An 18,392-nucleotide genomic window follows, 5' to 3' on the forward strand; every position below is an offset into this window, starting at 1 on the left:
GTTGGTGAAAGTAGAGAAAAAAGGATTATTATTTCTATCCTATGGAAGTCCTTCAAGTAAGGAAGAGCTAGTGCCATATATGACGAGTATTCGTCATGGCCGCGTACCCACAGAGGGCGAGATTGCAAATCTTACTCGTCGCTATGACATGATACAGCAATGGTCTAATATAGAGTTGCAGAATATGGCAGAGAGTCAATATAAAACGTTGATGACTTTATTGCCAACCATGCCATCAGCTATTGGTTATTTACATATGAAACCATCTATTGCTGAGGCGGTAGACTCTTTAGTCCGCCAAGGGGTGGAGCATATTATCGCTATTGTGACGGCTCCATTCTTTACATCGCTTGGTACAGGTGCCTATGAAAAACAAGTGCAAGCAGCCATTGGTAAGCATGGGGCTGTAACATTCGACTTTATTCGTTCTTGGTGGGACCAACCAGCTTTTACAGAATATTGGCAAAAAGCAGTCGCAGATTGTGCTACTAAATTAGAGAGTGTTCATACATCAATTGAAGATGTATTCGTTATTTTTAGTGCTCATAGCATACCTCTTATCGATAATCACGGCGGTGATTCTTATGCATTCGCATTACATGAAAGTGCCCAAGAGATTGCAGAGCATTGCAAGTTATCTAAGTGGACAGTGGCGTGGCAAAGTGCGGCTCCTCACGGTCAATGGTTAGGGCCTACCGTGGAGGATGCTATCGACGAGGCTTTACAGACTGGTGCCACACACATTGCTTTCGTGCCCTTTGGCTTTGTAAGTAATCATGTTGAGGTCTTATACGATAATGATGTAGAGTGTAAAGAGCTCGTTGAAAATGGGGGCGCCATTTATTTGCGGGTACAGATGCCGAATTGTAATGAAACATTCTTACAAGCCATGGCGAGTGCAATAGTAGAAAGGATTCATTCGTGAACGTAACAATTGTGGGCGGTGGCCTAACAGGGCTTACAGCGGCTTATTATCTAGGCCATGCTAAGCCAGAGTGGAATATTACTCTTTACGAACAAGCACCACGATTTGGTGGGAAAATACAAACACAACGAGTTGATGATTTCGTTGTAGAACTCGGGCCAGATTCTTATTTGGGTCGAAAGACTGAAATGACAGATTTAGTACACGATTTAGGGTTAGGTGATACCCTTGTATCGAATGAGACGGGGCAAGCCTTTGTATATGATCAGGGCACAATTCATCCGATTCCAGGGGGTTCTATCATGGGTATCCCTACGGAAATGATGCCCTTTGTGAAAGCAACGCTCATTTCTTGGCCTGGAAAATTGCGTGCTGGCTTAGATTATTTCAAAAAGCCTTATAAGCTCGATGAACATGGTGATGTGTCCATTGGTCATTTCTTCCAATACCATTTAGGTCAAGAAATGATGGATAAGCTTATCGAACCACTATTAGCTGGTATCTATGGTGGAGATATCTATAAAATCAGCTTATTATCTACGTTCCCTCATTTTATTCAAGTAGAACAAAAATATGGGAATATGGTAAAAGGTATGATGGCTGCTAAGATGGGCCACTCCAAAGCGGGGGTTACTAAAGCGGCTAAAGTTGCCATTGCTGAAGGTGACGTTCCACGTGCTGGTAAAGGGACTATGACAGACCGCCAATTTGAAAACCATGAAGCAAAGTCTAGTCAAACAGCATCTATGAATCATAGCTCAAACAGTTCTGGACATAGCACAAATACTAGTCCACACCAACAAACTAGTAAGGTTCAAGCAGATATGGCAAGTCGTAAGGGGACTGCGGCTCAATCTGGTATGTTCCGCCAGTTAACAGGTGGGCTTGAAAGCGTGATTACCGCAATTGTTGATGCTATGCCTAGTAATGTGCACTTGCATACAGGAACACTAGTTTCTAATATTCGCTATGTTGAAGGTATGTATGCTATCGATGTGGTTAAGGGGCATAATGACTCAGCTGAAGAGGTGCTTCTTGATAAAGCTCCTACTATGGCGGACCATGTGATTATTTCTACACCGCCTGCAACATATACGCAATGGTTTAAGGATGACCCGGGTTTTGATTTCTTGCGTTCTATGGAGCAATCAAGTTGTGCTATTGCTATTATGGCCTTTGATAAAGCTACCTTTGATGGCGATTTAAAGGGCTCTGGACTTTTGATTACACGTAAGACGGATACACCGCTTACAGCGTGTACTATTCTAAATCAAAAATGGCCCCGAACAACGCCTGATGATAAAGTTGTATTGCGCGTCTTTATCGGTAAACCAGGAAATGATGTGGTAGAACAATATAGTGATGAAGAACTTTCAGAATTAGCAGTGGAAGAAATTCAACACATCATGCGTTTCGCTGCTAAGCCTGAATGGGTGCGCATCAATCGCCTCATCCACTGCATGCCACAATACAATGTAGGGCATCGTGCAGGTATTAAGGCTGTACGTAAACATGTAGCTGAAAACTATCCAAATTTACACCTCATCGGTACGCCATTTGATGGCATTGGTATTCCAGATGGTGTAAAACAAGCAAAAGAATTAGTGCAGGCTATGGTAGACGGCAATGAAAACTAGTAAATATTAGTAAATATCAGTAAATATTAGTGAATATTAGTGAATATTAGTGAAATACAAATACTGATCTGAACGAAAAGTAATACTAATATGGGACAATTAATTACAGTCTACTATTAGCTGTATATTGATATTTCATATTGAAAATTAATATTAATAAATAATTATAAGAAAAGACTCCATATGCTATAATAGTATATGGAGTCTTTTCGATTCTTATAGTAATAGAAATATATCATTTTAATATAATCACCATAGATAGGAGTGATCATAATGGGAAAAGCAATCCCTACAGTAGAAGGTTGGCATAGCCAACACATGGTATTTGCCATGGATTTTAGCGCATGGAACTGTTTTACAGCTGATGAAAAAGCAGCAGCGCGCAACGAATTAAAAGCATTCTTAGCAGAGCTTGAAGCTAAGCATCAAGCTAAAGAAGGTAGCTATGCATTCTATGATTGTAATGGTGCAAAAGGGGATTTGATTCTATGGATCCTTGGACCATCCCTTGAATACTTGGCACAAGTAGAACGCAAGTTCCGTCGTCTAGCAATTGCTAGCGTATTGGTACAAACTTATTCCTACACATCTGTAACAGAAGTAAGTGCTTACGTTAAGGCTAAACTTGATACGGAAGAAGTTAACCAAAAACTTTATCCTCATGTACCTCGCGATAAATACATCTGTTTCTACAATATGTCTAAAAAACGCGAAGGCGATGATAACTGGTTCATGCTACCACCACAAGAGCGCGGTATGTTAATGAAATCTCATGGCGAACTTGGTAAAACATACTTAGATGTTCTATCTGAATTCACCACAGGTGGCTGTGGTCTAGATGACTGGGAATGGGGCATTACGATCTTCAGTAACGACGATATCCAATTCAAAAAAATCGTATACGATATGCGCTTTGAAATCGCCAGTGCAAAATACGGCATCTTCAGCGACTTCTACGTTGGTACCATCATCGACGATGCACTACTAGAAGAAATCTTTGGATAATAAAAGAGCCTGCTTTTAGCAGGCTCTTTTTTCTTCCCTTAAAATGAAGGTTATAATTTTGAACAGAAAATTTGCTGTACGCACTGTACTTGTACTGCGTAAAATATAATTCACTATGTCTGAGTATCTTATTCATAACTATATTTTTATAAAAGAGAACCCCGCATCAATCCGACTTACGAGGTTCTTCCTGCCCACTAAGATAACAGAAACTATAATTTACATTTTGCTAAAATGCTAATACACATCTAACTTTTAATAAAAGAACTCCCGCATAAAATCCGACTTGCGGGTTCAAGGCCTATGGCCGCAGAACTAATTCGCATGGAGGATTGTTGAGGGAGTCTTTTATTACCTTATTTGGTTGTAAATTATAGTTTCTGTTACATCTTATACGTTCATGTTCGCACCTTTACGTACATAGAACCAGAAGCATACAGCTACTGTTACAAGGTTGAAGATTAATAATACAGCAAAGGCTGGGTGAATATTACCGAATGTGGAATACACAAAGCCGAAGATTTTAGGTGTAATGAAGGCACCGTATGCAGCTACAGCAGCAACGAAGCCAGTAATTAAAGAGGATAACAACGGATTGCCGAATACGTGTGGAATCATACGGAATGTTGCACCTGTTGCGAAACCACAGCATACGAAGGTCAATACGGACATAGCAAAGAAGAATGGGAAGTTGTGCATATCTACGCCAACTGCAATCAATGCAGTTGTTGCACACAAGCCGAGGAGGCTAACAAAGGTAACTTTTGTACCGCTGTTAATTTTGTCGGATAACCAACCACCTACAGGGCGGAGAGCACCTGCTACAAGGGGACCTACGAAGGCGATAGATGCAAATGGAACTTCAGGGAACTCTTTACCTACTAATAAACCTAGTGCTGCTGCATATCCAGAGAAGGCACCGAAGGAACATGTATAGAGTAATGTAAGTGCCCAGGTGTGCTTGTTACCAAAGATTTGAACAAGGTTCTTAGGATTTGGTTTTTCTAGTGGCAAGTTATCCATGAAACGTGTCATCAATGCAAGGATAACAACGAGTGGTACGACCCACATGAAAGCTGCGTTGGCAAGATATACGGTGTTGCCTTTAATAATAGCTGGAGTTACACCGAATACACTACCTAATGCGGCAGAGCCCATAGCGAATGGAGCCAAGAAGTAGATAACGGAAATACCAAGGTTACCAACACCACCGTTGATACCAAGGGCTGTACCTTTTTCGGATTTAGGGAAGAAGTTGCCAATGTATGCCATGGAGGACGAGAAGTTAGCACCCGCCAAACCGATAAGGGCTGTTAAAATCATGAATGTCGTATAAGAAGTTGTTGTATCTTGTACAGCAAAGCCGAGCCATACAACAGGAACTAATAAAATAAGTGTAGAAATAAATGTCCAGTTTTTTCCACCAATCAATGCTGGCATATAGGTATATACAAAACGTAATGTAGCACCAACAAGACCAGGCAAGGCAGCCAAGGTAAATAATTGATCGGTAGTAAAATTAAAGCCTGCACTATTTAGCTGAGCAGCAATGGTAGCCCATAAATACCATACGCAGAATGAAAGTGTTAAGGCGATGGTGGATACTACCAAATTTTGTTTTGCAATTTTTTTGCCAAACTTTTCCCAAAATTCTGGATTTTCTGGTTGCCAATTAGCCACGATTTCGCTGCGGCTTGCCCCTACTTGAGGCATCTTTAGTTCACTCATTTTGAACTTCTCCTTACTGAAAAACTATACATGTAATGAAGACATAATAGATACAATTTAGGTCCCATATATATAAATATTACAATTTATAACTCTAATTTTACAGAAAATATTCAAATTATTTATGGAACTGCGTTATAATTATCGTATCAATAAATTTTTCAATGTCTTATATCACAAACATATTATATAGTGTAAAAAAATCTGTGAATGTGACATAAAACACACATATTCTGAAATTAATAAGTTATAATAATCTTATATATACGAGAAAGTATATAATACATGTACTTTTACTATAAATGGATTAGTATAACTAATGTTGTTTATTTTAAAAGTATTATGGAGCGGTGATTGTATGGATCAAAAATTAATTAACCAATTGCTTGCTTTGCCGGGCGAGACAATTCATCTTAAAAAAGGTGATTTTCTCTTCCACGAGGGGGACAAGGCAGAATACTTTTACGTAGTAGTAAAAGGTAGAATGAGCATTAAAAAGTTTGAAGCTAGTGGGCATATATTTGCGCTACGACTAGTAGGACCGAATAATGTAATTGGTGAAGTTCCTTTGTATGAAGAACATAGTAAAATTTACGTGTTCAACGCCATTGCTCGGGAGGACTGCTCTGTTTATTGTATTCGCTATGATTTGTTAGAAGAGGCTATTGCAAAAGACCATTCCTTGGCCATTGCAATGATGAAAATCTACACACTCCATATGCGGCGTCAACAGGCAAAATACCGAGACTTGCTGTTATACGGCAAGAAGGGAGCATTTTATTCTACCTTGTTGCGCTTAGCCAATAGTTATGGTGTGAAGCGCGAGGACGGTATCTTTATTGATATTGCTCTAACAAATCAAGAGTTAGCTGAATTTGCTGCCACATCAAGAGAAAGTTTAAATCGCATGCTAAGTGAGTTGCGTAAGTTAGGCTATGTAGCCTATGACAAACACCATCTGGTCATCTGTGATTTAGACGGATTAATCGGTTTGCTAGATTTAGAGGTTGATAATGTCGACCCTGTAATTTGTAATATCGAATAAAAGGATCTTCTCCCTTGTGTTAGCTCAGCTAGCACAAGGGATTTTTTTGTAGTTTTGAAGGAGGACATGAGATGAGCTTGTTGTCTCAAAAGTTTAAGTTTCTTCGCAAGAAGGACGTATCTCCAAGCGGCCATCAAATAACTGAAGATGGCGGTCGCGAGTGGGAAAATTTTTATCGTGACCGTTGGTCTTACGATAAAGTTGTCCGCACAACGCATGGCGTAAACTGTACTGGTTCTTGTAGCTGGAATATTTACGTTAAAAATGGTGTTGTAGCATGGGAAAATCAGGCTACTGACTACCCAGAAACACCAGATGATATGCCGGATTACGAACCGCGTGGGTGCCCTCGTGGTGCTACATTCTCTTGGTATCTCTATAGCCCATTGCGCGTAAAATATCCATATGTACGCGGTGAATTGGCTGAGCTTTGGAGAGAAGCGAAAAAGAATGCTAAGAACCCAATCGAAGCTTGGAAATCTATCGTAGAAGATCCAGAAAAAGCGAAAAAATACAAATCTGCCCGTGGTATGGGTGGCTTTGTGCGCTCCACATGGGATGAAGCTACAGAAATTACAGCAGCATCCTTATTATATACAGCAAAAACATACGGCCCTGACCGCAACGCAGGCTTCTCTGTAATCCCAGCGATGTCCATGTTGTCCTATGCAGCAGGTGCTCGTTTCCTTAACTTAATGGGTGGTACACCATTGTCTTTCTATGACTGGTATGCTGATTTACCACCTTCTAGCCCTCAAGTTTGGGGTGAACAAACTGATACTCCTGAATCTGGTGACTGGTACAATGCTGGTTATATCATGACTTGGGGGTCTAACGTACCGTTGACTCGTACGCCAGACGCTCACTTCTTAACAGAGGTTCGTTACAAAGGTACTAAAGTAGTATCTGTATCCCCTGACTATGCAGAATCTACTACATCCTCCGATGCTTGGCTCAACGTAAAAGCTGGTACTGATGCAGCTCTTGCTATGGCAATGGGCCACGTAATCTTAAAAGAATACTACATCGATAAGGAAACTCCATACTTTAAAGAGTATGCAAAAGAGTTTACAGATATGCCATTCCTTGTACGCGTTGAGGACATTAATGGTGCAGTTCAACCAGGTCGTTTCTTAAACGCTAAGGATTTGGGTCGCCAAGAGGAAGGTGCTGACTTCCAAATGGTATTGATCGATGAAATTACAAATGAAATCGTTATCCCTAATGGTACAATGGGCGAACGTCACACAAATCCACAAAAATGGAACTTACGCCTTGAAAATCGTGATACTGGTGCTAAAATCGATCCTCGCCTATCCGTCTTTGATCAACGAGAAGATGTAACGATTGTTAAATTACCATACTTTGGCGATGAAGAGCACGAAGGTGTTATTGAACGTGCTATTCCAACGATTACAGTACAAACTGTTAATGGTCCTGTAAAAGTAACTACAGTATATGACCTCATTCTTGCTAACTACGGTATCGACCGTGGTATCGGCGGTGAAGTGGCTAAAGCTTACACTGATGACACTCCATACACACCTACATGGCAAGAAAAAATCACTGGCGTAAAAGCAGATATCGCGATTGCTACAGCTCGTGAATTTGCAGACAATGCAGAAAAAACTAAAGGCCGTTCCATGATTATTATGGGTGGTGGTATTAACCACTGGTACCATGCGGATATCATTTATCGTACTATCTTGAACCTTATCATGTTCTGTGGTACAGAAGGTGTTAATGGCGGTGGCTGGGCTCACTACGTAGGTCAAGAGAAACTTCGTCCTGTTGAAGGTTGGGGCGGTATTATGACAGCTAACGACTGGAGCAAAGCTCCTCGTTTGCAAAATGGTACATCTTGGTTCTACTTTGCTACAGAACAATATCGTTCTGACTGCATCGACTTGGCAGACCGCGTATCTAAATTAGCTAAGCCTCGTTACCGTCACCCTGGTGACTATAACGTATTGGCAGCTCGTTTAGGTTGGTTGCCATCGTATCCTACTTTCAATAAAGGCAGCCAAGAATTGATTAATGATGCTCGTGCAGCTGGTGCTGGTACAGAAGCAGAAATTAACCAATATGTGGCGCAAGCGTTGAAAAACAAAGAATTACAATTTTGCGTAGAAGATCCAGCGGCTAAAGAAAATCATCCACGCAACTTATTCGTATGGCGTGCAAACCTTATCGGTTCCTCTTCTAAAGGTCACGAATACTTCTTGAAACATTTATTGGGCACTAAAAATGCGGTATTGGAAGATGATGATGCTCCTACACGTCCAGAAGAAATTAAATGGCGAGAAGCTGATGGGGCAGGTAAGCTTGACCTCTTAATCGACATCGATTTCCGTATGGCATCTACAGGTTTGTATTCTGATATCGTATTCCCAGCGGCTACATGGTACGAAAAAGAAGACTTGTCTTCTACAGACATGCATCCATATGTACACGTATTCCAAGCAGCTGTTGATTGTGCATGGGAAACTAAATCTGACTGGGATACATTCCGTACCCTTGCAGAAACAGTATCTCGCGTAGCAAAAGAGTCTGGCTTCACAGAATACGAAGATATCGTAGCATTACCTCTTGGTCACGATAGCCCAGGTGAAGTGGCACAACCAGAAGGTAAAGTCCTCGATTGGAGCAAAGGCGAATGTGAACCAATTCCAGGTAAAACAATGCCTAACCTCGTTCATGTAAAACGTGATTACAGCCAAATCTTTGAAAAATTCATTGCCTTGGGACCTAATATTGAAAATAAAATGGGTGCCCATGGTTTGGCGTGGGATGTATCTGATGAATATAAGACATTGTATGCACAAAATGGTACAATTGATAACCCTGAATTCATTTCCCATGGTCGTCCAAGCATTTACGAATGTAAAGAAGCTTGTAATGCGGTATTAACATTATCTTCTTGTACAAACGGTAAATTAGCTGTTCGCTCTTGGAAGGCGATGGAAGAAAAAACTGGTCTTTCTAATCTTGAAAAGAACGCAAAGGGTCGTGAACAAGAAAAAATTACCTTCGATGATATGGTTCGCCAACCACGCTTTATCATTAGCTCTGTAACAAGTACTGGTAAGAATGATAAAAACCGTCGTTACTCTCCATTTACAACATCTACAGAGGATAAAGTACCATTCCGTACCGTAACAGGTCGTCAATCCTTCTATTGCGATCATGAAATGATGCGCGATTACGGTGAAGCTATGGCATTGTATAAACCTGTATTGTCCTACAAACCAGTACAAGGTGATTACAAACAAGAAGGCATTCCAGAAATTACATTGAAATACTTAACACCACATAATAAGTGGTCTACACATAGTATGTACTTCGATAGCCAACAAATGTTGACATTGTTCCGTGGTGGCCAAACAATTTGGCTCAACGAAGACGATGCAGCAGAAATTGGTGTTAAAGATAATGACTGGGTAGAAGCTTTCAACAAAAACGGTGTTGTAGCAGCTCGTGCAGTAGTATCCCCTCGTATTCCTCGTGGTATTTCTTACATGCATCATTCCCAAGATCGTCACATCAACGTTCCTGGCACGCAAGTTAAGAAAGATCGTCGCGGTGGTACACATAATGCACCAACTCATATTCACATGAAACCGACACACATGATCGGCGGTTATGGTCAATTGAGCTATGGTTTTAACTACTATGGACCGACTGGTAACCAACGTGATATGACAATTGTGGCTCGTAAATTGAAGGAGGTGGATTGGCTTGAAGATTAAAGCTCAAGTATCCATGGTCCTAAATTTGGATAAGTGCTTAGGCTGTCATACATGCTCTATCACTTGTAAAAATACATGGACGAACCGCGAAGGCGCGGAATATATGTACTTTAATAACGTGGAAACTCGCCCAGGTGTAGGTTATCCACGGAATTGGGAAGACCAAGAAAAATGGAAGGGCGGCTGGACGCTAGACAATTCCGGCAAATTAGCTCTTTCTACCGGTTCTAAAACAAATCGTTTGATGAAATTATTCTTCCATCCTGAACAACCAGAATTGAAGGATTATTTCGAACCTTGGACATATGACTATGAAACATTGATTCATGGTGGTCGTAAAAATAACCAACCAGTTGCTCGTCCTCGTTCCCTTGTAACGAAACAAAAAATGGAAGTGACTTGGGGTCCTAACTGGGATGATGACTTGGCTGGCGGTCAACATGCTCGTTCTGATGTGAACTTGACTAAGATGGGGCAAGATATCGTATTTGATTACGAAGAAGTATTCATGCGCTACCTACCACGTCTTTGTAACCACTGCTTGAACCCTGCGTGTGTAGCTGCATGTCCATCTGGTGCGATCTACAAACGCGATGAAGATGGTGTAGTTCTCGTATCTCAAGATGTATGTCGCGGTTGGAGACATTGCGTTCCATCTTGCCCATACAAAAAAATCTTCTATAACTGGGAAACTAATAAAGCTGAAAAATGCGTATTCTGTTACCCACGTTTGGAAAATGGCTTGCCTCAAATCTGCGCTGAAACTTGTGTAGGTCGTATGCGCTACGTGGGCGTTGTATTCTACGACATGGACAAAGTAGAAGCTATGGCAGCTACAAAAAATGAACAAGATATTTACGAAAATACATTAGATTTGATTTTGGATCCTCATGATCCAGAGGTTATTAAAGCAGCTCGTGAGGAAGGCATCTCTGAAGCCTGGATTAAAGCAGCTCAAAAATCTCCTGTATATAAACTTGTTAAAGAATGGGGCGTAGCATTACCGTTGCATCCTGAGTACCGTACATTGCCAATGGTTTGGTATGTGCCACCGCTTAGCCCAATCTTGCAACGCGTTACATCTGATGTATACTTACCAGATGCACACGAAATGCGCGTACCTGTACAATATTTAGCTAATCTGTTTACAGCAGGTAATACAGAAATCTTAGCTCGTACATTGCAACGTGTTCTCGACATGCGTGAATATATGCGTCGTCGTGAAACAGGTGACGGTCCTATTGAACACAAAGTTGATTTAACAGAAGATCAAATGTACGGTATGTACAAATTGTTGGCGTTGTCTAAATACAATGATCGCTTTGTTGTTCCTTCTGATGTCAAAGTATCTCGCGAAGGTCGCTTAGAAATGCAACACAATCGTGGCTTTGCTTGCCCTACAGGGGGATGTCAATAATGAAGGATGCTCAGAAAATCGCTCTTATTGCGTCATTTCTTCTACGCTATCCTGATGAACAATGGTATAACGAACTACCTGAATGGAGAGAGGACGCCCAATCCGTTGGGCATCCTCAACTTCGCCAAGGTTTATTAGAGTTCTTTGACTATGTAGAGGATGCTAATAAAAAAGAGTTCGAAGACCAGTATGTTCGGACCTTTGATTTTAGTCAAAATACAACGATGTACTTATCGACTTATGAATTACAAGGTACAGGGGAACAAGCAGAAGAACTCGTTAAATTTAAAGCTTTCTTCCTTGAAAATGGCTATGATTTACCAAAAGAAATGCCAGATTATATTCCAGCACTGCTTGAATTATGTGCTGTTATCGATGAAGATAAAGCAAAAGAAATTTACGACTATTGTAAGCCAAAATTGGAATACATTAGAGAACGCTTCATTGAGGCTAAACTGCCTTATGCCTTCTTGTTTGATATTATCTTGTCTGTTGCAAATGGATTGGAGGACGGTGCACGATGAATCTATTTCTTTGGGGCGCGTTGCCTTACATCGCATTCACCTTCTTAATCGTAGGTACCTTGGTTCGTTTCTTCTATTTTGAAAGAAATTGGACTACAAAATCGAGTCAATTTTTAGAGAAAAAACAATTGCGTATTGCCAATCCAGTGTTCCACTTTGGGTTGCTATGCGTTATCGCTGGTCACGTAGTAGGTATATTAATCCCTAAAACTTGGACTGCTGCTATTGGTATTAATGACCATATGTACCATGAAGGTGCGTTATATATGGGGGTTGTAGCGGGTATTATCATTATTGTAGGATTCTTGCTCTTGATGAAACGCCGCTTCACAGTAGCTGAGTTGCAAGTTAATACATCTCGCCTTGATAAATGGTTATATTTGTTCTTAACATTAGCTATTTTCAGTGGTATGGCCGGTACATTGCTTAATGCATCCGGTCTCTTTGATTACCGCGTATCCGTCGGTCCTTGGTTCCGTAGCCTATTAGCGTTTATGCCGGATCCATCCTTGATGGAAGGTGCACCATTTATGTTCAAATTCCACATGTTGACCTGGATGGTAGTAGCAATCATCTTCCCGTTCAGCCGTTTGGTACACTGCTTGAGTGCTCCACTCAATTACTTAACACGTCCGTTCATCGTTTATCGTAAACGAGATGAAAAATAATTAGGATATGATTGATTTGTATGCACTTTATAATATGACAAATTAATCTTAGCCCCTTGTATTGGTATTAGTGTATGCTAATCCGTACAAGGGGCTTTTATTTGCCAATTTTACCGAAATATTTTGCAATCGTTTATATAGTTAGCATAAGAGATTAAATTAGAATTATTCTTATAATAGATGTTACCTATCTAATAAAAGTAATCTACAAATTTCAATTTAAATGATAAAATATATTAAGTAAATTAGATATTATAGGTGTTATTTTAGAGAGGTTTAAGATGAATCAAGTGGAAACGAAACAGTATAAGAGTATTTACCATATCTTTATATGGATTGCTGTATTTTCTTTAATTATGATCGGTTTACTAGAGTGGGGTTATATCGCAGGTGGTCGTGCCTTTGGTAACTATAAAGTATACACAGGACTTGTGCCTTGGTGTGCGTGGATTGTGATGACTTACTTAGCTACGCGCCCTAAATGGTTTACAAGCCGTTATAATTTAGGTGAAATGTTCAAGGTTCACCGTGCGTTAGGTATTGCCTCTGTAGCTGTTATCGCATTCCATTTATATTTTTATTTTGGTAAAGCTGCTAATTCTGTCCTCGGCTGGTGGGGTGGCTATGTAGCTCTTACTGCTTTCTGTATTGGTACAATCTCTGGCCTTGCATTCTTAACTCCAAAACTTAGAAAAGTAACTGCATCTAGCCGTAATATTGGTATTTGGTTGCACCGTTTCAACTTAGTTGCATTAGTTGCTGCTTCCGTTCATATTCATGGCTTTAATCGTATCTCTAAAATGGTACCATTCCTTCCAGTGTTTGATATCATCACATATGGACTTGTCATCTATTGCATCTACTTGATGTTTAAAAAGAAATAATATGTATTCCGAGCATCCCTTCTGTGTTATACAGAAGGGATTTTTCGTTATTTTTTTATTATTTACGAAATTAGATAGGGCATATTATTAGTTAAAGGCATATATGATTGTGAGATTGATATACATTTTCTCTTTACTCAGTTAATGAAAGTTGTTATTATTTTTATGTTATATATGATAATGATAATTAAGTTCGTATATTCGTTATCCATTCATTTTATTTTTTCTTATTTTAGTGTGTGAGGTTTATTATGATGAAACGTAAAATGACTAGTGCTTTTGCAGTAGCAGCCATGATGGGGGTGGCTACAGCCTTTGCTGTTAATCCATTTTCCGATGTTCCGTCCGATAGCTGGGCTTACCAAGCTGTAGATCAATTGGCTACAGCTGGTATCATCAATGGTTATCCAGATGGTACTTTCCGAGGTCAAAATAACATTACTCGTTATGAAATGGCTCAAATGATTGCAAAAGGCATGGCTAATCAAGACCGTGCAAACGCTGAACAACAAGCTATGTTGAATCGGTTAGCTGATGAGTTTTCCAATGAGTTACATACACTTGGTGTACGTGTCGCAAAATTGGAAGATCGCGTAGGTAATGTAAAAGTTACAGGTGATGCGCGTATTAATTACATCGGCAAAGAAGGTGGCGATGGTTATGATTATGACGATAAAATCGCAGCCCGCGTGCGTTTAGGCCTCGATGCAAAGGTTAACAAAAATACTTCCGTGAAAGCTCGTATTACGACTGGTCCTATAGAATTAGGTAATAGTGCTAAAGAGGCTCAAGCTAATTGGGATTTGGCATATGTAGAGCACAAGTTTGGTAAAAACGTTGTAGTAGATGCAGGTCGTTACACTCAAAAATTTGGTGGCGGTCTCATTTATAACTCCAATTTTGATGGCGTTGGTGCTACAGCTAAGCTTGGTAAAAAAGTGACATTAAATGGTGCTTATGGTTATATGACAGCAGGTCGTTTTGCTAAGGTTAACAAAGAAAATAATGGCGATGTGGGTATCGTGAATGCTAATGTAGCTGTAAATGAACACTTTACTTTGGGTGGTATGATTGCTCATGTAGGGACTGCAAATGTTCGTATGGGTAACGGCTTGAGAAATAATGATTTTGATAATGTATATGGCTTTAATGCAAAATACAATGTAGGTAAACTAGATGTTTATGGTGAATGGGTAAAAGCATCTGGCTTAAGTGATTCCGATATTTGGAATGTAGGTGCTAAATGGGGGAACTACAAAATTGATAAAAAGAACTCCTGGTCAGTAGGCTTAGACTACTACGATCAAGCTAAAAATGCACCAATCTTCAAAACGCAAAAATATGAATCTAATGATTTACAAAAAACAACACGTTTTGAAGGGTATAAAGCTTGGCAGTTAGGTGCATCTTATGCGCCAGAGAAAAATGTTGGCATTAATGCATACTACGGCTTCCATGCTAAAACTCAAGATGGTAACCGTGTAAACGATTACTACCGTGCAGATCTTAACTTCAAATTCTAATTTTAATTTGAAAAAATTGACTTGAATGTTAATATAATTAGTTCTAAGTAGAATGCTATAAGGAGAGTATTGTATTAGCATGCTACATTAGACCAAACTAGATGTATACTTGTAGTTCGTATAAGACATAGAGAGGTTTATTATGGCAGAAGTAGTAAAAAAACAGTTTAAGAGTAAATATCATATTTTAATTTGGATTGCAGTTTTATCCTTAATATTTATGGGTATGGTGGAATATGGTTATGTAACAGGTGGTAGACCATTCGGTAATTGGAAGGTTCACTTAGGCCTTATTCCTTATGTGGCCTGGCTTGTATTAACATACATTGCAACTAAACCAAAATGGTTTATCAAACGATACAATCCAAAAGAAATGTTTGAAGTTCATCGTATCGTAGGTATTGTTAGTGTTGTTCTCGTATGTGCACACTGGTATGTATACTTCTTGAAAGCTTTGAAATCCTTCTTAGGCTTCTGGGGTGGGTATATCGCCCTTGTGTCTATGTTTATTGCTCTTATCTTTGCAGTGTTATACTTAACACCTTGGGTGGGCAATATGGCAAAATCTGTATCCCGTAAGAAAGCAATCTGGATTCATCGCTTGAATCTTATTGCTATTATTGCGGCAAATATCCATGTTCATGGATTTGGACGCTTATCTAAAATGGTGCCATTCTTGCCTGTGTTTGACGTAGTGACTTATGCACTTGTTATTTACTATATCTATTGGATGTTTAAACAAAAGTAATAGAACGTAAACGTTATCTTTGTTCCCTAAAATGGGATTATTATAATGTGAAAAGACCATCTCTAAACCTTTTATAGTAAGAGATGGTCTTTTTTTGTTCTTTACGATACAATAAGATTGTAAGTATATATTCTAGGTATTTATGTAAGTATATGCTGATTGTTGTTTGGTTTTGAATAAAATTTGGCACTATACACATTACTGATGTGTTATAGTATCTTTTAAATTATATTGAGCTGGTTAGCGTTATCCATATATAGATAAAACCAGATAGGAAAGAAGGTCATTATGGATTCTTCTTGGAAACGAATTATATACCTAATCTGTACCATACAGGTTGGTGGGGGTATAACGATTATCGGTGTACTATCATTTATTCCATTATTTTTAGCTGAACTAGGGCTTCATGATCCTGGTGAGGCGGCTATGTGGGCGGGCATTGTGTCGGGGGTGACCCCATGTATGGTAGCCCTCAGTGCTCCGTACTGGTCTCGAAAGGCAAACCAGTTGGGGCCGCGCAAGGTAATGATGTTCATCTTATTTACCCTCATGATTACTGTTGGTGCTTGTGCTTTTACACAGACGCCAATGCAATTGTTGATTCTACGTATTTTGCAAGGTGTTGTGGGTGGCTATGTACCGATAGGCTTAGCTATTATTATCCTTGTAACACCTGAAGAAAAGGTTCCTTGGGCAATGGGACTATACCAAGCATCTATGGTTATGGGCCTCGTTTTTGGCCCCCTTATGGGTGGGCTAGCTGCTGACCTATTAGGCTATCGGGCGCCATTCCTCTTATTTTCAGCTTTAACGGGGATTTGTTTGTTAGGAATTTATCTGTTAATGCCTAATTTACAGTTCAAGCATAAGGTTGATGAAAGTGTATCAGAAATTTCGCTGATTAAATATTTTTTATCTATACCTCGTGTACGTCTCCTAGTAGGATTGCTATTCCTATGTAATTTTGGGATCACAGGTATAGGTCCTATTTTACCGTTATATATTAAGCACTATATGCATATGACTGACGAGTTTGTAGCGACTATTGTTGGTATTATTATCTTTGGCGCTGGTTTATTCAGTGCCTTAGCATCGGTTTCAATTAGCAAGGTAACTAGATGTGTGACCATGCCTCGAATAGTATTTACTGCTACGTGGGCTGTGGGGACCTTGTTTATACTTCAATATATGATGCCTAGTATATGGGGCCTTGGTATATTCCGTGCTATTGCAGGGTTCTTTATGGGGTTCGTTACTCCTATTGCAAATACCCTCATATCTAAGGCGGTTCCTGTTGAGCGCCGAGGCATAGTGTTTGGTACTGTATCGAGTGTAGCTATGATGGGCAATGTGTTTGGCCCTGTTATTAGTGGTATGATTGCTCGTACTTTTGGCTATGGTGCTGTATTCTGGACTACGGCAGCTATATTCTTTGTAGCAGCGCTATTTGTGTATCGTAACTTAGTGATTCCTAGTGAAAGTAGCGTATCCTAGTTTAGTGACTTTCACAATTACATACAATTAAATATAATTAGTAATATAGGTAACAGAAGCCAATGAGAGGGGTTGGTTTGTGTTGTGGTTGTACGGTGGTAGTCCGTACGATATTGAGAGATGAGAGTGTATAGTTATGATATTAAAACAGTTAGAGTATTTTGTGTGTGTAGTAGATAATAATAGTTTTACCCAAGCTGCAACAGAACAATATGTGTCCCAGTCTGCAATTTCACAACAAATTAAAGCGCTAGAAACTAGTCTTGGTGTTGAGTTGATGGTACGGGAGAAACGCAGCTTTTACCTAACACCAGCAGGGCAATATTTATACCGGTCTGGGAAAAAATTATTAGAACGATTTCATGATATTAAGGTAGAAACGACACGCATTGGTACTGATGCGAGAGTAAGCTTGCGTATTGGCTATTTGAATCGGTATAGTGGCATTGCAATGCAACAGACTGTAATTCGTATGGCAAAGCGCTATAAGAATCTAGATATTCGCATGTATAGCGGCAGTCATGAAGAATTATATGGTATGTTACAAGATCGTCGTGTAGATGTAGTATTTAATGATCAATGGCAAGTTTTATCTGATGATTATGAAAGCCAATTGATCGATAAAGCCACTACTATCATCGAGGTTCCACAAGGCTACACGGATGTAGGTAGTGTGGAGCTAAAGACTATTGATGATTTGCCGCTGATTTTAGTGTGTCGTGGTAAATATACTTTGACGGAAGAAGATCATTATCGAAAGGCACTGGGCTATAGTGGTGCCTTTGCGTATGCCCGAACTTTAGAAGAGGCTCGTTATTTAGTAGCTGGACAACAAGGTTTACTATTGTTGGATCGCTTTAAATACCTAACAGATGCACTGCCAGGAATTGAACGAAAGGTTCTTACGAATCATGGTAAGACTATGGAACGTCATTATTATTTCGTAACTCAAAGGAATCAGAATAACACCTATGTAGAAGCCTTTAAGGATATGTTTATACAAGTATTAGCTGAATTCTAAATACAAATTAAAAGGCCGTTAGCA

General features: G+C 39.7%; 14 protein-coding genes. 13 read left to right on the top strand and 1 reads right to left on the bottom strand.

Annotated features, from left to right (window positions below; genetic code table 11):
* Positions 1-4: 4 nt before the first annotated feature.
* From hemH to hemQ, 3 genes are all read left to right on the top strand, one after another.
* Positions 5-925, top strand: a complete 921-nt coding sequence (gene hemH / locus RWZ05_RS06045) for a ferrochelatase (protein ID WP_314642941.1) — start codon at positions 5-7, stop codon at positions 923-925.
* Positions 922-2,562, top strand: a complete 1,641-nt coding sequence (hemG, locus tag RWZ05_RS06050; protein WP_314642942.1) for a protoporphyrinogen oxidase — start codon at positions 922-924, stop codon at positions 2,560-2,562. Before hemH ends, hemG begins: the two co-directional genes overlap by 4 nt.
* Before the next feature lie 273 nt (positions 2,563-2,835).
* The gene (hemQ, locus tag RWZ05_RS06055; RefSeq protein WP_314642944.1) at positions 2,836-3,567 is read left to right on the top strand and encodes a hydrogen peroxide-dependent heme synthase; all 732 of its coding nucleotides are present in this window, start codon (positions 2,836-2,838) and stop codon (positions 3,565-3,567) included.
* 390 nt (positions 3,568-3,957) lie between these two features.
* Here hemQ and RWZ05_RS06060 read toward each other — a convergent pair whose 3' ends face one another.
* The gene (locus RWZ05_RS06060) at positions 3,958-5,295 is read right to left on the bottom strand and encodes an MFS transporter (protein ID WP_314642945.1); all 1,338 of its coding nucleotides are present in this window, start codon (positions 5,293-5,295) and stop codon (positions 3,958-3,960) included.
* 358 nt (positions 5,296-5,653) lie between these two features.
* On the opposite strand from RWZ05_RS06060, the gene RWZ05_RS06065 reads away from it, so the two are divergent.
* The 10 genes from RWZ05_RS06065 to RWZ05_RS06110 all read left to right on the top strand — a co-directional run bounded on the left by RWZ05_RS06065 (position 5,654) and on the right by RWZ05_RS06110 (position 18,368).
* On the top strand, positions 5,654-6,340 hold the full coding sequence (locus RWZ05_RS06065; RefSeq protein WP_314642946.1) for a Crp/Fnr family transcriptional regulator: 687 nt from the start codon (positions 5,654-5,656) through the stop codon (positions 6,338-6,340).
* 71 nt (positions 6,341-6,411) lie between these two features.
* A complete protein-coding gene (locus tag RWZ05_RS06070) occupies positions 6,412-10,089 on the top strand; it encodes a nitrate reductase subunit alpha (protein WP_314642947.1) in 3,678 nt (1,225 codons plus the stop codon).
* A complete protein-coding gene (gene narH / locus RWZ05_RS06075; RefSeq protein WP_314642948.1) occupies positions 10,079-11,506 on the top strand; it encodes a nitrate reductase subunit beta in 1,428 nt (475 codons plus the stop codon). Before RWZ05_RS06070 ends, narH begins: the two co-directional genes overlap by 11 nt.
* A complete protein-coding gene (gene narJ, locus RWZ05_RS06080; protein WP_314642949.1) occupies positions 11,506-12,030 on the top strand; it encodes a nitrate reductase molybdenum cofactor assembly chaperone in 525 nt (174 codons plus the stop codon). The genes narH and narJ overlap by 1 nt, the downstream gene beginning before the upstream one ends.
* Positions 12,027-12,698: a respiratory nitrate reductase subunit gamma gene (narI, locus tag RWZ05_RS06085; protein ID WP_314642951.1), complete on the top strand. Its 672-nt coding sequence runs from the start codon at positions 12,027-12,029 to the stop codon at positions 12,696-12,698. The genes narJ and narI overlap by 4 nt, the downstream gene beginning before the upstream one ends.
* Before the next feature lie 281 nt (positions 12,699-12,979).
* Positions 12,980-13,582 carry a hypothetical protein gene (locus tag RWZ05_RS06090; RefSeq protein ID WP_314642952.1) on the top strand — a complete coding sequence of 201 codons (603 nt, stop codon included), beginning with the start codon at positions 12,980-12,982 and terminating at the stop codon, positions 13,580-13,582.
* Positions 13,583-13,833: 251 nt separating this feature from the next.
* Positions 13,834-15,105 (top strand): putative porin, encoded by a 1,272-nt coding sequence (locus RWZ05_RS06095; RefSeq protein ID WP_314642954.1) that lies wholly within the window; start codon positions 13,834-13,836, stop codon positions 15,103-15,105.
* Between the two features lie 142 nt (positions 15,106-15,247).
* Positions 15,248-15,853 carry a hypothetical protein gene (locus tag RWZ05_RS06100; protein WP_314642956.1) on the top strand — a complete coding sequence of 202 codons (606 nt, stop codon included), beginning with the start codon at positions 15,248-15,250 and terminating at the stop codon, positions 15,851-15,853.
* Between the two features lie 288 nt (positions 15,854-16,141).
* A complete protein-coding gene (locus tag RWZ05_RS06105) occupies positions 16,142-17,347 on the top strand; it encodes an MFS transporter (RefSeq protein ID WP_314642957.1) in 1,206 nt (401 codons plus the stop codon).
* 136 nt (positions 17,348-17,483) lie between these two features.
* A complete protein-coding gene (locus RWZ05_RS06110; protein WP_314642958.1) occupies positions 17,484-18,368 on the top strand; it encodes a LysR family transcriptional regulator in 885 nt (294 codons plus the stop codon).
* Positions 18,369-18,392: the final 24 nt, after the last annotated feature.

This window comes from uncultured Veillonella sp., from assembly GCF_963543145.1.
Taxonomy (GTDB): domain Bacteria; phylum Bacillota; class Negativicutes; order Veillonellales; family Veillonellaceae; genus Veillonella.

Coding starts and splice junctions, on each gene's coding strand:
- hemQ (WP_314642944.1), top strand. CDS start 2,836: ATGGGAAAAGCAATCCCTACAGTAGAAGGTTGGCATAGCCAACACATG.
- RWZ05_RS06070 (WP_314642947.1), top strand. CDS start 6,412: ATGAGCTTGTTGTCTCAAAAGTTTAAGTTTCTTCGCAAGAAGGACGTA.
- RWZ05_RS06065 (WP_314642946.1), top strand. CDS start 5,654: ATGGATCAAAAATTAATTAACCAATTGCTTGCTTTGCCGGGCGAGACA.
- RWZ05_RS06090 (WP_314642952.1), top strand. CDS start 12,980: ATGAATCAAGTGGAAACGAAACAGTATAAGAGTATTTACCATATCTTT.
- RWZ05_RS06110 (WP_314642958.1), top strand. CDS start 17,484: ATGATATTAAAACAGTTAGAGTATTTTGTGTGTGTAGTAGATAATAAT.
- narI (WP_314642951.1), top strand. CDS start 12,027: ATGAATCTATTTCTTTGGGGCGCGTTGCCTTACATCGCATTCACCTTC.
- narJ (WP_314642949.1), top strand. CDS start 11,506: ATGAAGGATGCTCAGAAAATCGCTCTTATTGCGTCATTTCTTCTACGC.
- RWZ05_RS06100 (WP_314642956.1), top strand. CDS start 15,248: ATGGCAGAAGTAGTAAAAAAACAGTTTAAGAGTAAATATCATATTTTA.
- RWZ05_RS06105 (WP_314642957.1), top strand. CDS start 16,142: ATGGATTCTTCTTGGAAACGAATTATATACCTAATCTGTACCATACAG.
- RWZ05_RS06060 (WP_314642945.1), bottom strand. CDS start 5,295: ATGAGTGAACTAAAGATGCCTCAAGTAGGGGCAAGCCGCAGCGAAATC.
- RWZ05_RS06095 (WP_314642954.1), top strand. CDS start 13,834: ATGATGAAACGTAAAATGACTAGTGCTTTTGCAGTAGCAGCCATGATG.